This window comes from Pseudomonas sp. Seg1 (assembly GCF_018326005.1).
Lineage (GTDB): Bacteria > Pseudomonadota > Gammaproteobacteria > Pseudomonadales > Pseudomonadaceae > Aquipseudomonas.
In genome coordinates, this window is record NZ_AP021903.1 from 3936061 (window position 1) to 3949983 (window position 13923).

Genomic DNA, 13923 nt, shown 5'->3' on the forward strand with positions numbered 1-13923 from the left:
TAAAAGAAGGGATTTCGATGGACGCGCTCGACGCTCGGTTCCACCAATTGCACCAGCAAGACTTGCTGATCCTGACCAACGTCGCTGACGCCACGGGCGCGCGACTGGTCGAACATCTGGGCGGCAAAGCCGTCGCCACCAGCAGCGCTGCGGTGGCCTGGGCGCACGGCTACCCGGACGGCAACACCCTGCCCCTCGAACGTCTGGTTTCGACGGTGGAATCGATTGCCCGGGTGATCAGTATTCCCCTGACCGTCGACGTCGAGGCTGGTTATTCCGATGATCTCGGGCGCGTGGCCGAAGTGCTGGATGCGGTGATCGCCGCCGGCGCTGTCGGGATCAATATCGAGGACGGCTCCGCGGATCCCGAGCTGCTGGCGCGCAAGATCGAAGTGGCGCGACAAGTGGCCGACAAACGCAATATCCAGCTGTTCATCAATGCCCGCACCGACGTCTATCTGAAGAGCCTGGTACCGGCCGAGGATCGCGTCGCCGAAACCCTGCGCCGCGCGACGATTTATCAGGCTGCCGGTGCCGATGGCTTGTTCGCCGCCGGTGTCACCGCCGCCTACGAGATCGAAGCCATCTGCAAAGGCACTTCGATGCCGGTCAACGTGCTGGGCTTCGCCTGCCTGCCCTCGCCTGCCGAGCTGCAAGCGTTGGGCGTACGCCGTTTGAGCGCCGGTTCCGGCATCGCCGAGTTCCTCTATGGCGCGATGGGCGGACTGGTGAAAAGCTTTCTCGCCACGGGCAAGCTCGATACCCACGACTTAAAGGCGTTCACCTACGGCGAAGTCAACGGCTTGCTGAAATAGCATGGCCGACACTTATCAAGCGGCCAGCACTTTTCTGGCCGCGCTCGATGCCGATTGGCAGCAGCATGTCGCCGCTGTCGGCCCTTGCCTGCATCAGCCGCATCCGGCGCGCGATCCGTATGAGTCGCTGGTGCGGGCGATTGCCTATCAGCAGCTGCATGCCAAGGCTGGCGATGCAATTGTCGGGCGACTGGTGGGCCTGTTTCCCGGGCAATCGTTTCCGCGACCTGAACAAATCCTCGCGACGGATTTTGATCGAATGCGCAGCTGCGGGTTTTCGGCGGGCAAGATCGCGACCATTCAGGGGATCGCTCAAGCGACGCTGGACGGTGTGGTGCCGGATTATGCGACGGCGCTGGCGATGGCGGATGAAGCGCTGATCGAGCGGTTGGTCAGCCTGCGCGGGGTTGGCCGCTGGACCGTGGAGATGTTGTTGATCTACAGCCTGGAGCGGATGGATATCTTGCCGGCGGATGATTTTGGCGTGCGTGAGGGCTATCGACGGTTGAAGGGGTTGGCGGTGCAACCGACGCGCAGGCAAATGGTAGAGATCGGGTTGGCGTGGAGTCCGTATCGGACGGTGGCGGCCTGGTATTTGTGGCGGGTACCTAAGGTTTAGACCGCGTTATCGTTCATCGCTGGCAAGCCAGCTCCCACAAGGTCGGTGGTGAATATAGAGTCCTCAAGCAATACAAGTCCTGTGGGAGCTGGCTTGCCAGCGATGGCGGTGGGTCAGATGACATTGATTCAAGCTGCGCCGACGCCTTCGCGAGCAGGCTCGCTCCCCACCTTTGAAATCGATTCCCCTGTGGCAGCGAGCCTGCTCGCGAAGGCGTCATTCGATTCAACACCCTTTCAAAGGCCGGATTTCAAACGGCTGAACGCACGGATCAATGCCCGATTGAACGCCTTGCCATTGTCATTCTTGCTGTACAGCGAGGTCCGCACCGGCTCGGACGGATACGTCCCCGGATCATTGCGAATCGCCGCATCCACCAACCCGTCCGCCGCCGTGATCGCATTGGCGTAGTGGATGGTGTCAGTGATCGGCGCAATCACCTCCGGCGTCATCAGGTAATCCATCAACGCCAGCCCGGCCTGCGGGTGCGGGGCATCCTTGGGAATGACCATGGCGTCGAACCAGATCAGCGTGCCCTCCTTCGGGATCCGGTAACTGAGCCTGAACGGTTTGTTGGCCGCTTGCGCCTGCCCTGCCGCGATGGCAACGTTGCCGTTCCACGACATCGCCACGCAGGTGTTGCCGTTGGCCAGATCGCTGATGTTCAGGTCGTTGTCGAAGTAGCGAATGTACGGGCGGATCTTCGCCAGTTGCTGCTCGGCGAGTTTCAGGTCATCGAGGTTTTGCCGGTTGATGTCCAGCCCCATGTACTTCATGACGGCGGCAAACACTTCGTTGGGATCGTTGAGCAGGCTCACCCCACAATCGGCGAATTTCGACACCACTGCCGGATCGAACAACATCGCCCAGCTGTCGGTCGGCGCATTCGGCAGGCGCTGCTTGATCGCCTCTTCCTGATAGCCCACACCGGTGGTGCCCCACGCATAAATGCCGGCATAACGGTTACCCGGATCGAACACCGCCATGTGCTGACGAAACTCCTCACCCACGCCAGCAAAATGCGGCACTCGCGCCTTGTCCAGCGGCTGAATCGCACCGCTCTCGATGGCGCGCGACAGATGCTGGCCGGCGGTCAGCACCAGGTCATATCCGCTGCGCCCGGTGAGCAGTTTGGTCTCCACCGTTTCCAGTGAATCGAAGTGATCGGCGACCACATGAATACCGGTTTTCGCCTCGAAATTCTTCAAGGTATCCGGCGCCAGATACTCACCCCAGATGTACAGATTGACCACCGGTTGCGCGGTGTCGGCGGCCTGCACACACAAGGGTGCAAGCACCAGCAACAACGCTTGAGTCAGTTTGTGCAGGCCCATCATCACACTCCCTTTTTGTGGTCAGGCGTGCCGGCGTATTGCGGCATGGTGATGCACGCGACGTTGCCACCGCCGAGGAGGATTTCCCGGGAGTTTTCGATGCCGACGATTTTGTGCTGCGGGAACAGTTCGGCCAGGGTCGCCATGGCCACCTTGTCGTTGCGATCACCAAACAGCGGCACCACGATCGAGCTGTTACCGGCGTAGTAATTGATGTACGACGCACAGATTGTCGTACCGGCCTGACGGGTGTGGGTACTGTCCTGCTGGTCGAGGCCTTCGGCTTCTTCGGCGGTCCATTCAAGCACGTCCGGTTGTGGCAGTTTGTGCACGATCAGTTCGCGGCCACGGCTGTCACGGGTGCTGCGCAGGATGTCGTAGGCCTCTTGATAGATCTCCCACTGCGGATCGTCGCGGTTTTCGGTCCATTGCAACACCACTTCGCCGGGGCGGACAAAGCACGCCAGATCATCGACGTGACCATCGGTTTCGTCGAACTTGCAGCCCCGTGGCAGCCAGATCACTTGTTCGGCACCGAGGTAGTCGGTGAGCCTGCGAGTGACTTCTTCCTTGCCCAGATGCTGGTTGCGATTACGTTTGAGCAGGCATTGTTCAGTGGTGAGGATGCTGCCCTGACCGTCACTCTGGATGCCACCGAGCTCGGCAATCAACGGTGCGCGATAACGGTCGAAACGTTCGATCTCAAGGATCTTGCTGGCGATCTGATCGTCCTTGTCCCACGGGTAATACAGTCCGCCGTCGAGTCCGCCATAGGCGTTGAATTCAAAGTCGACACCGCGCACTTCACCGCTCTGGTCGTTAACCACAAAACACGGGCCGCTGTCGCGAAACCAGGTGTCGTTGCAGGTCATTTCCACCACGCGCACTTGCGCCGGCAACTGGCGGCGGGCGGTGGCGAATTGCGCGGCGGAGGCGCACACGGTGACCGGTTCACTGTGGGAGATGGCGGTGACAATCTGCACCCAGACTTTCTGCGCAGGCTTGGCGCCGTTGCGCCAGACATCGGTGCGCTCAGGCCAGCCGAGCCAGCAACCGGACTTGCCTTCGAATTCGCCGGGCAGACGGAAGCCGTCGTGTTTCGGGGTGGAGTCGAGCAAACGTGCCATGGTCAAACCTCGTCTTCGCGATGGGAATGACCACAAGGTACGGTCGCAGGCCTCACGCTCGCCAACGATGATTATTGCGGAACAGTTGAATTCAACTCATCAATCGGACAGCTGATCATTGAACCATTCCAGCATTTGCGCCACGGCCGGGCGCTCCAGGCGCACACGCTCGCAGACCAGCGCGTATTGACCCAGCGCAGTCATGCTTGCGGTGAACGGCCGCACCAGTCGGCCGTTCTGCAAGTCTTCCTGCGCGGTGAGGTTGTCGCCCATCGCCACGCCCTGCCCTTGCACCGCCGCTTCCAGCGCCAATCCGGCGTGAGCGAAATACAACTGGCGCTGCGGGCGTTGATCTCCGGCGTGGCTGGTCAGCCAGGCGGTCCAGGTCTTGCCGTCCTGATCGTCGTGCAGCAGACAGTGTCGGGCGAGATCCTTCGGCGTTTTCAACGTGCCCTGGTTGAACAGGCCGGGGCTGCACACCGGAAAGAATTGCAGGGCTGGCAACGGCCGGACGAAGTAGGCGCTGCTGTCCGCCGGGCCGGTGCCGTAGGTGATGGCCAGATCGATGTCTTCGCCCGGCGCGCTGGCGTCGATGGGTTGTTCGTAAAGGTGCAAGGTGATGTGCGGATAGCGCGCATAGAAATCACTGAGGCGACTCATCAACCACTTCTGCGCAAGCTCAGCGGTGACGGCCAGACGCAACACGGCAAGCGAAGACGGGTCGCGCAGTTCATCGCAAGCCTCGCCGATCAGTTCGAAGGCCTGTTGCAGGCTTTGCATCAGGCGTCCGGCGGCGATGGTCGGGCGAATTTGTCGGCCTTCACGGATGAACAGCGGGACGCCGAGTTGTTCTTCGAGCTGGCGGATTTGATGACTGACGGCACTGTCGGTGACACACAACTCGGCGGCGGCCCGGCCGAAATGCGCGTGGCGGGCGGCACATTCAAAGGTGCGCAGGGCGGGCAGTGAGGGGAGTCTTCGCATGAGGGGATCCGCTTTTTTGGGCCATGCTGACTGGGCCGAGGGCGTGCGTCCAGTTTGGTCGACTGTATCGCACTGTATATCGCCCCACCGCAGACACACCAAACTCACAATTCCACCCGCCCGCGACACATCGTCGATACACCCCAAAGCTCAAATAACCCGGTCGATTCAATTCCCCCATCGTCCGGAGACTCATCATGACCACCAACCTTTCAACCGCCACCCAAGCCGTACACCTGAACCTCGACCGCGCCGGCACCTGGCTCGCACCACTGACCCTGCGCCTGTTCATCGCCTGGGAGTTTTTCGAATCAGGATTGGAAAAATTCAACGGCCAGAACTGGTTCGAGGACATTCAGAGCCGGTTCCCTTTTCCCTTCGATCACTTGCCGGCGACGTTGAACTGGGAACTGTCGATGTGGGCCGAACTGATCGGCGCGCTGGCGATTCTGGTCGGCCTCGGCACGCGGATCTCGGCGGTGTCGCTGATCGTGGTGACCGTGGTCGCCACCGCTGCCGTGCACTGGCCTGCCGACTGGTCATCGCTGAGCGAGCTGGCCCAGGGTTACGCGATCACCAACAAGGGCTTCGGCAATTTCAAGTTGCCGGCGATTTACCTGGCAGCCCTGGTGCCGCTGGTATTCGCCGGGGCGGGCAAATTGAGCGTCGATGCGTGGCTGGCGCGGCGGTTCTGGAATCGCCGCGCCCGTTGAGGCTCAATGTGCCCGATCGAGTCCGGCCAACAACGCGTTGTCACGGCTGTAGATGTCTGGCGAGTAACGCACGTGGCCGGCGTTGTCGACTTGCACGGTCCAGTAAGTCATCAGGATCGGCACTGGCGTCGACAAGCGAAATTCATGGGTGGTGCCGGTGGCGAGCAACGTCTCGGTTCGGGCCTTTTCTGCCGGACTCAGCAACAAGTCGCGCAGTTGCATCGGGTGCTCGACCCGCACACAGCCCGAGCTGAACGCCCGTGGCCCCTTGTCGAATAACGCTTTGCTCGGCGTGTCGTGCAGGTACACCGAAAACGGATTGGGGAAGCGGATGACCATTTGCCCCAGCGGATTGCGCGGCCCGGCGTCCTGACGCAGGAGGATGTTGCCCGGGTTGTCCCAGTCGATATCCGCCGCCGCCAGCGGTTGCCCGTTGGCGTCGAGCACTTGCAGATTCTGCCGACTGAGGAAGGTCTGGTCCTTGCGGATCGCCGGCAACTTGTCTTCCTTCCAGATGGTCGGCGGCACGGTCCAGGTCGGGTTGAGGGTCAATCGCGTGACACGGGATTTGAGCAACGGTGTCTGGCGCTCGGCACGGCCAACCTGGGTACGGGTCTGCCACACCGGCTCGCCGCGCTGATACAGGGTCAGTTCGGCGGCGGCGACGTTGACCAGCAAACCATCGGGTTCCATGTCCTGGGCCAGCCAACGGAAGCGCTCGAGATTGACCCGCAGTTGTTCGCGGCGGGTCAGCGGGCTGATGTTGAGTTCGGCAATCGTCCCCGGCCCGACCACGCCATCCGCTTGCAACGAATGGTTGGCCTGAAAGCTTTTCACCGCGTCCACCAGCACGCCCTCGTAGGCATTGCCGGGCGCGCCGGCGGCGTGGGTCAGATAGCCTTCGCTGTACAGACGTTGCGCCAGTTCCGGCACGCGTCTGTCTTCCATCGACGGGCGCAGCAGCGGCCCGTTGCCCACCGATTGCCATTGCGGCAAGGCCTTCAGCCGTTGCGTGGCGTAGAGCTGACGCAGGTTCTGATACTGCGCCAGGCGCGGGCGGGCCAGGTCGAATGCGGCGGGGATGTCATGCATGCCCGGCACAGCAATGGCGAGCAGTTCGGCCTGACGGTCGCGCGGTGCCTCGTCGGCGTGCCACAGCGGTTCGAAGTGCGATTGCAACAGGCGTCCGTAATGCAGATCCTGCAGGGCTTGCAGGTAATAGCGGCTGATGTCGATATCGGCGCACAGCTCGCCGTCCTGCGGCGGATTCGTCGCAACCGGGTAGCGTTTCGGACTGAGGCCATCATCGGCCAACAGCTGCAACTGCCCCTGCAAGGCTTGCAATCGTCCGGACTCGCGGGCCCACACCGGCATCCAGTCCTGCTGTTGGTAAAACGCTTGCAACTGTTCCAGCGCCGGGCCAGCCAGGTGCGCGGCAATCGCCGGACAGGCCTGCGGCAGACTGATCAGCACGGCCTGCAAAGGGCTTTGCGGCTCGACTGGCATTTCTGCCGGCGGCGTCGGCAGTGTCTGCAACGGCGGCAGCGGTTCATCGGCACAAGCGACAAACGGCGCAGCGAGCAAACAAATGCTCAAGTAGCATGCGTACTTTTTGAACAACTGCTTTACTCCAATCCATGGCCTTCTTGATGATGGCCAACCTTACATCAGGTGCGCTGAACAGTCAGGCTCGATCTGCGAGCTTGCAGGTTACGACTGGGAGTCAGAAGCCAAAGTGCCAATTAAGTAGCAAGTGAGGACACTTTTTAAATGTTGACGTTTTTGCGCCGACTTCTGCTGACCACTGCGACCCTTGTCGCCGTGACCAGCCCAGCTTTCGCCGCCGGCAAACCATCGCCGGTTCTCTTCACCAGCCTCGCGCACGCCGCGCCAGAACTCAATCCCCAGGCGCTGAAAGGTGCCTTGAGTGCCATGCAATGTGCGGTCAACAACGGCGCGAAGCCATCCCGTCATCTGGCAATCATCGATTATTCGCAACCGTCCACCGAACGTCGCCTGTGGATCTTCGACCTCAACCGGAAAAAACTGGTGCTGCGCGACCTGGTCGCCCACGGCTCCAACTCCGGGGAAAACTTCGCCACGCAGTTTTCCAATGTCGAAGGCAGTTATCAGTCCAGTCTCGGCCTCTTCCGCACTCAGGAAAGCTACAGCGGCACCCACGGTTATTCGTTGCGCATGGACGGTCTGGAACCGGGCTTCAATGACATGGCTCGCGATCGCGCCATCGTCATTCACGCCGCCAGCTATGTGAACCCGTTATGGAGCAAACGCCAGGGCCGCATCGGTCGCAGCCAGGGTTGCCCGGCCGTTCGGCCACAGATTGCGAAGCAGGTGATCGATAAACTCAAGGACGGTCAGTTCATGTTCTCGTGGTACCCGGATCAGCGCTGGCTGAAAAAGTCGCCGTATCTGAACTGCCAGCCGCAGCAAGTGGCGAGCATCCTGAGTACCCACGCCAGCTAAGGCGCAAGACCCACTGGGAGCTGGCTTGCCAGCGAAGGGTCGGCACAGTGGATATCTTCATCGACTGCCCCGCCGCCATCGCTGGCAAGCCAGCTCCCACAGGGTTTCCTGGTGTTCCCGAAATCTGCACGCACACTTTAAAAACTGTGGGAGCTGGCTTGGCAGCGATGACGGTGGGTCAGTCAACATCAATATCGATGTCTGCCGGCCTCATCGCAGGCAAGCAGCTCCCACAGGGTTTCCTGGTGTTCCCGAAATCTGCATGCACACTGTAAAAACTGTGGGAGCTGGCTTGCCAGCGATGACGGTGGGTCAGTCAACATCAATATCGATGTCTGCCGGCCTCATCGCAGGCAAGCAGCTCCCACAGGGTTTCGTGATGTTCCCGAAATCAGCATGCACACTGTAAAAACTGTGGGGGCTGGCTTGCCAGCGATGACGGTGGGTCAGTCAACATCAGTATCGATGTCTGCCGGCCTCATCGCAGGCAAGCAGTTCCCACAGGGTTTCGTGGTGTTCCCGAAATCTGCATGCACACTGTAAAAACTGTGGGAGCTGGCTTGCCAGCGATGACGGTGGGTCAGTCAACATCAATATCGATGTCTGCCGGCCTCATCGCAGGCAAGCAGTTCCCACTGTTGATCTGGGTTCGGCTGATGATCAGGGCCATGATCATCAGCGCCGTGGCGACGCCGAAGGTGATGTGCAATCCGCTCGCAATGACATCGGCCGGGGCCTGAGTCGGCCCCCCGGTGGCCACGGCAAACACCGCGCCCATCGCCGCCGCCCCCGTGATCAAGCCCAGATTGCGCGCCAATCCGAGCAGCGCCGAGATCACGCCGCGCTGATCCTGCGCCACCCCTGCCATCAACCCGGTATTGTTGGCCGCCTGGAACAGCGCGTAACTGATGGCGACCACCGCCACTGGCAATAAATAAGCAGGCAGTCCGAAACTCATCGGCAATAACGCCAGTAATCCGCAGCCGCCAATCAATCCGAGCAAGGCCCCAGGCACCACCCGCCGCGCGCCAAAGCGATCCACCAGACGACCGGCGGGCACGCCGCTGAACGCCGACAACAACGGCCCCACCGACAACGCCACCCCGACCATGGCACTGCTCAGACCCAATCCGCGACTCAGGTAAAACGGCCCGACTACCAGCGTGGTCATCATCACGGTCGTCACCAGCAACGTCAGCAGCAGACTGCCGCTCAGGCGCAGATCGGCGAACAAGGACAGACGAATCAGCGGCGCCTTGGCTCTCATCTCGACAGTCACGAACACTCCCACACCGCACAGACTGACCAGCAGCAACGCCAACGTGAAACCTTCAAGCGTCATCGCCAGCGCATAGGCGGCCAGCGTCAACACCAGCACCCCGGAACCGAGATAATCAAATGCAACCCTCGTGCGTGCCATTCGATCTGCCGGCAGATAGCGATACACCAGCCACGCATTGAGCAAACCCAATGGCACGTTGAGCAGAAATATCGACTGCCAACCGACATGCGCCATCAGCAGCCCACCCAGCGACGGCCCGAGGGTGGTGCCGGTGGCTGACATCGTCGCCAGCAACCCCATCGCACTGCCCGCCCGCGTTTTGGGCACTGCATCGGAGACCAATGCCACCGTTAACGCGAACATGATGGCCGCTCCCACGCCTTGCACCGCCCGTGCGCCGATCAGCCAAGCCAGTCCCGGGGCCAGCGCACAAGCCAACGAAGCGCTGGTGAAAATGCCGATCCCGATCAACAGCAGGCGGCGCCGACCGAAGCCATCACCCAGACGCCCGACGCTGACAATCAACGTGGTGATCGCCAACAGGTAGGCCAGGACAATCCACTGCACCTGCTGAAACGTCGCCTCAAACGCCGCCGCCAGTACGGGCAACCCGGCGTTGGCAATGCTGGTGTCCAGTGACGGCATCAACATCGACAGCGCCAGACTGGTCAAAGCCCAGCGGGCGGTGGTGCTCAAGGATTCTCGGGACATGGGGCGCTCACGCTGCAAGTTCATGCGCCATAGCTTGAGTCTCGACAACACAAGGCGCAAGACGCATGCTTTGCACTTGATACCTGCACGGAACGCCATGTCATGTCTGTACCGGATCTGAATCTGCTGATCACCCTCGACGTGTTGCTGCGCGAAGGCAGCGTCGCCCGCGCAGCCAAATCTCTACGCCTGAGCCCTTCGGCGATGAGTCGCGCGCTGGCCCGTTTGCGCGAAACCACCGGAGATCCTTTGCTGGTCCGGGCCGGTCGGGGTCTGGTGCCGACGCCGCGAGCGCTGGAGTTGCGCGAGCGTGTCAGCCATCTGGTGCAGGAAGCCGAGGCGGTTTTGCGTCCCGCCGAAGTGCTCGATCCTCGCCAGTTGCACCGTACGTTCACCCTGCGCAACACCGACGGTTTTGTCGAAACCTTCGCCGCCGCCCTGCTCGCGCGCATCGCTGAAGAGGCGCCCGGCGTGCGCCTGCGCTTTGTGCAAAAGGCCGACAAGGACAGCACGCCGCTGCGCGAAGGCCGCGTCGATCTGGAAACCGGCGTGGTCGACGACAGCACCGACCCGGCGCTGCACAGCCGTATCCTGTTTCAGGATCAGTGGATTGGCGTGGTGCGTGAGGGGCATCCGTTGAGCACGGGGAAAGTGACTGGCAAACGCTTCGCCGGCGGCCAGCACATTCTCATCTCACGACGCGGACGCAGCAGCGGCCCGGTGGACGAAGCGTTACTCGCCGTGGGGCTGACGCGGGACATCGTCACTTCATTCGGCGGGTTTTCGGCGGCGCTGACGCTGGTGCGTGAATCCGACCTGATCGCCACCGTTCCCGAACGTCATACCAGCAAGCTGCGCACAGGCCTGCACAGTTTCGTACTGCCCATCGAGATGCCGGAGATCAGCGTGTCCATGCTCTGGCATCCGCGCATGGACGCCGACCCCGCGCATCGCTGGTTGCGCAATTGCGTGCGGGAAGTCTGCGCCTAGCGCGCATCGCCGCCGGCAGGTTTATAGAAGAGGAATTTTTTCGTCTCGGCGGTTTTCCGGTATTCCCTGGCCCAACTCGGATGCACGTTGCGGTCATGGAAATACAACGCGCCGTTGGTGCGATCCTTGAGCTGGCGGTTCAACGCCTTGCCGGCGATTTCCTTGGCCAGCGCGTACTCAGCGTCTTCCTTGACCTGATCCGGACGCCCGTCACACCACCAGGAAAACTGGCAGCTTTTGCTTTCAGAACCCTGTTTGACCACGGCACACACCGTGTCCGGGAAACCTTCATGGCCGAGGCGATTCATCACCACGCTGGCCACGGCTTCCATTTCGGGGGTGTCCTTGCCTTTGGCTTCCCAGTAGATACTCCGCGCCAGGCAAGTGATCGGATCATCCAGCGGCGCGGCGCCGGCCGGGTCCACGGCTTGCACTTCGGTCGGGGTAATCGCCTCGGACTTGGGCGCCGGGGCCGTGCTGACTTTGTCCGCCGCTTTCTCTTCCAGCACCTGGGCTTTCTCTTCAGCCTTGGCCTTGATCGGCGCTTGATCGGTGGCCAGCGCAGCGCTGGCCAACAGGGTTAATGCGAAACAGCCAGCCAACCATTTCAATCCCATGTCTGTTCTTCCGGCAGGGCCCGAGTCGGGCAAGGTGTTACGTCGGGAAAACACCCGGATTCCGGGGGTCTTCGGTGAGTGTAGACGGCAACTCCGGGCAAAAAGTTGCGCAGAAAAAACGCCTGATAAAGAAAAAGACATTGCACTCACCGGGGGCCTTTCGCGCATCATGGGCGCATTCAGCTCAAGGGAGATTTCCATGCGCTTCATGCCATCCGTTTTGCGTTGCGCCGCGTTGTCCGCAGGCGTGTTGCTGGCTATCCCGGCCATGGCCGGCGATGAGTCGCAACTGATCGAGTCGATCAACAGCTACCGCAGCCAACCGCAGCGCTGCGGCACTCAGGCCTCGAATGAACTGGCACCGCTATCAGCTGATCCTCGGCTGAGGTTACGGGCAACTGGCGCTGTCGATCTGCAACAGGCCATGGCCAGCGCCAGTTACCCGATGGTCAATGTCCAGGCGATTACGCTCAACGGCCCGCGTGATGCGGCGTCGGCGATGAAAGCGATTCAGGAAAGTTTCTGTCAGGTGGTGCTCGATCCGCAGTTCGTCGATGTCGGTGTCAGCCGTGACGACCGCGACTGGCGCATCGTCTTGGCGCGGCCATTACTGTCGGCCAAGCTGGGCGATGCGCAAAGTGAAGGGCAGAAGCTGCTGAGTGAACTCAATGTCGCCCGCAGCCAGCCGCGTCAGTGCGGTGGCCAAGCGTTTGCCGCTGCTGCACCGCTGGCCTGGAACGCGACTTTGGGCACGATCGCCCAGGACCACAGCCGCGACATGGCCAACAACAGCTACTTCGATCACAAGGACCGTGACGGCCGCACCCCGGGCGATCGCGCTGAACTCGCCGGCTACGGCGGCCAACTGGTCGGCGAAAACATCGCCGCCGGGCAAGACACCGTACACAAAGTCGTCGAAGGCTGGCTCGCCAGCCCCGGCCACTGCGCCAACCTGATGAACCCGCAATACAAGGAACTCGGCGCCGCGTACGCGACTGACCCGAAAAGCAGCGCGGGGATCTACTGGACGGCGATGTTCGGCGCGCAGTAAATCTCAAGCTCACCACTAGACCTGTGGGAGCTGGCTTGCCAGCGATAGCCGTCATTCTGCTGATCATCGACGGCATCAATCAACCGGTCATTAAGAGTGATTGGACGGTGCCTGACATTGCCCCTACCCTGCGCCGTCCAGATCCGCTGTCAGCGGTTTTCCCCACAGCGAGGCTGTCATGTCAGAGCGCATCTTGATCGATGGCTTCAACCGCCGCGTTGACTACCTGCGCATGTCGGTGACCGATCGTTGCGACTTTCGCTGTGTCTATTGCATGGCTGAAGACATGCAGTTTCTGCCACGCCAACAAGTGCTGACGCTGGAAGAGATCTATCAACTGGCGCAGAGCTTCGTCGCACTGGGCACGCGCAAGATCCGCCTGACCGGCGGCGAGCCGTTGATTCGCCCCGGCGTGGTCAAGCTGTGCGAGCAGATCGCCGCCCTGCCCGGCTTGCGTGAGCTGTGCATGACCACCAACGGCTCGCAGCTCGGCAAATTTGCCGCGCCGTTGTTCGACGCCGGGGTCAAGCGCCTCAACGTCAGCCTCGACAGCCTCGACCCTGAGCGCTTCAAGCAGATGACCCGCACCGGCGATCTGGCGCTGGTGATCAACGGCATCGATGCCGCGCACAAGGCCGGATTTACCCGCACCAAACTCAACGTCGTGGTGATGCAGGGTCGCAACGATCAGGAGATCAACGATCTGGTGAGTTTTGCCATCGACCGCCAGCTCGACATCGCCTTCATCGAAGAAATGCCGCTGGGGATCATCAATGAGCACAGCCGCGCCGAGTCATTTTTCTCAAGCGCGCAGGTGCGGGAAAAGATCGCCGAGCGCTACACCCTGATCGACTCTGCCGAATCGACTCAAGGCCCGTCGCGCTACTGGCGGCTGGCCGAAGCACCGGATATTCGCCTCGGTTTTATCTCGCCGCACAGCCACAATTTCTGCGGCACCTGCAACCGGGTGCGGCTGACCGTCGAAGGGCGTTTGCTACTGTGTCTGGGTAACGAGCATTCGGTGGACTTGAAAGCGCTGCTGCGCGCGCATCCGGGGCAACCGCAACGTCTGGAAAAAGCCATCATCGAAGCAATGAAGCTCAAGCCCTACAGGCACAACTTCGAAGTGAGCGACGACGTGCAGGTCGTGCGATTCATGAACATGACCGGCGGTTGATGCGTCACGTCCACACGTA

At 61.3% G+C, this 13923-nt stretch carries 13 protein-coding genes; 7 read left to right on the plus strand and 6 right to left on the minus strand.

Annotated elements, in window-relative coordinates; genetic code table 11:
- Nucleotides 1–17: 17 nt before the first annotated feature.
- Together KI231_RS17555 and KI231_RS17560 are read left to right on the plus strand one after the other, a co-directional pair.
- Nucleotides 18–815, plus strand: a complete 798-nt coding sequence (locus KI231_RS17555) for an isocitrate lyase/PEP mutase family protein (protein WP_212809252.1) — start codon at nucleotides 18–20, stop codon at nucleotides 813–815.
- A 1-nt stretch (nucleotide 816) separates the two neighbouring features.
- On the plus strand, nucleotides 817–1434 hold the full coding sequence (locus KI231_RS17560) for a DNA-3-methyladenine glycosylase family protein (protein ID WP_212809253.1): 618 nt from the start codon (nucleotides 817–819) through the stop codon (nucleotides 1432–1434).
- A gap of 236 nt (nucleotides 1435–1670) precedes the next feature.
- Here the strand turns inward: KI231_RS17560 and KI231_RS17565 are convergent, their stop codons facing one another.
- The 3 genes from KI231_RS17565 to KI231_RS17575 all read right to left on the minus strand — a co-directional run bounded on the left by KI231_RS17565 (nucleotide 1671) and on the right by KI231_RS17575 (nucleotide 4879).
- A complete protein-coding gene (locus tag KI231_RS17565) occupies nucleotides 1671–2768 on the minus strand; it encodes an extracellular solute-binding protein (protein WP_103305723.1) in 1098 nt (365 codons plus the stop codon).
- A 2-nt stretch (nucleotides 2769–2770) separates the two neighbouring features.
- Complete coding sequence (gene aguA / locus KI231_RS17570; protein ID WP_212809254.1) at nucleotides 2771–3895, minus strand: agmatine deiminase; 1125 nt, start codon at nucleotides 3893–3895, stop codon at nucleotides 2771–2773.
- Between the two features lie 99 nt (nucleotides 3896–3994).
- Nucleotides 3995–4879 (minus strand): LysR substrate-binding domain-containing protein, encoded by an 885-nt coding sequence (locus KI231_RS17575; protein WP_212809255.1) that lies wholly within the window; start codon nucleotides 4877–4879, stop codon nucleotides 3995–3997.
- A 197-nt stretch (nucleotides 4880–5076) separates the two neighbouring features.
- On the opposite strand from KI231_RS17575, the gene KI231_RS17580 reads away from it, so the two are divergent.
- Nucleotides 5077–5592, plus strand: a complete 516-nt coding sequence (locus tag KI231_RS17580) for an HvfX family Cu-binding RiPP maturation protein (RefSeq protein ID WP_212809256.1) — start codon at nucleotides 5077–5079, stop codon at nucleotides 5590–5592.
- Between the two features lie 3 nt (nucleotides 5593–5595).
- Here the strand turns inward: KI231_RS17580 and KI231_RS17585 are convergent, their stop codons facing one another.
- The gene (locus KI231_RS17585; protein WP_212809257.1) at nucleotides 5596–7212 is read right to left on the minus strand and encodes a L,D-transpeptidase family protein; all 1617 of its coding nucleotides are present in this window, start codon (nucleotides 7210–7212) and stop codon (nucleotides 5596–5598) included.
- Nucleotides 7213–7362: 150 nt separating this feature from the next.
- Between KI231_RS17585 and KI231_RS17590 the strand changes: the two genes are divergently transcribed.
- On the plus strand, nucleotides 7363–8076 hold the full coding sequence (locus tag KI231_RS17590) for a murein L,D-transpeptidase catalytic domain family protein (protein ID WP_103305718.1): 714 nt from the start codon (nucleotides 7363–7365) through the stop codon (nucleotides 8074–8076).
- A 580-nt stretch (nucleotides 8077–8656) separates the two neighbouring features.
- On the opposite strand, the gene KI231_RS17595 is transcribed toward KI231_RS17590, so the two are convergent.
- On the minus strand, nucleotides 8657–10069 hold the full coding sequence (locus KI231_RS17595; RefSeq protein ID WP_212809258.1) for an MFS transporter: 1413 nt from the start codon (nucleotides 10067–10069) through the stop codon (nucleotides 8657–8659).
- Between the two features lie 102 nt (nucleotides 10070–10171).
- On the opposite strand from KI231_RS17595, the gene KI231_RS17600 reads away from it, so the two are divergent.
- Nucleotides 10172–11059, plus strand: a complete 888-nt coding sequence (locus KI231_RS17600) for a LysR family transcriptional regulator (protein ID WP_212809259.1) — start codon at nucleotides 10172–10174, stop codon at nucleotides 11057–11059.
- On the opposite strand, the gene KI231_RS17605 is transcribed toward KI231_RS17600, so the two are convergent.
- Nucleotides 11056–11676 carry a cell wall hydrolase gene (locus KI231_RS17605; protein WP_103305715.1) on the minus strand — a complete coding sequence of 207 codons (621 nt, stop codon included), beginning with the start codon at nucleotides 11674–11676 and terminating at the stop codon, nucleotides 11056–11058. The genes KI231_RS17600 and KI231_RS17605 overlap by 4 nt on opposite strands.
- 199 nt (nucleotides 11677–11875) lie before the next feature.
- Here KI231_RS17605 and KI231_RS17610 point away from each other — a divergent pair, with 199 nt between their 5' ends.
- Together KI231_RS17610 and moaA are read left to right on the plus strand one after the other, a co-directional pair.
- Nucleotides 11876–12727: a CAP domain-containing protein gene (locus tag KI231_RS17610; protein ID WP_212809260.1), complete on the plus strand. Its 852-nt coding sequence runs from the start codon at nucleotides 11876–11878 to the stop codon at nucleotides 12725–12727.
- 178 nt (nucleotides 12728–12905) lie between these two features.
- Nucleotides 12906–13904: a GTP 3',8-cyclase MoaA gene (gene moaA / locus KI231_RS17615; protein WP_103305713.1), complete on the plus strand. Its 999-nt coding sequence runs from the start codon at nucleotides 12906–12908 to the stop codon at nucleotides 13902–13904.
- The last annotated feature ends 19 nt before the right edge of the window (nucleotides 13905–13923 follow it).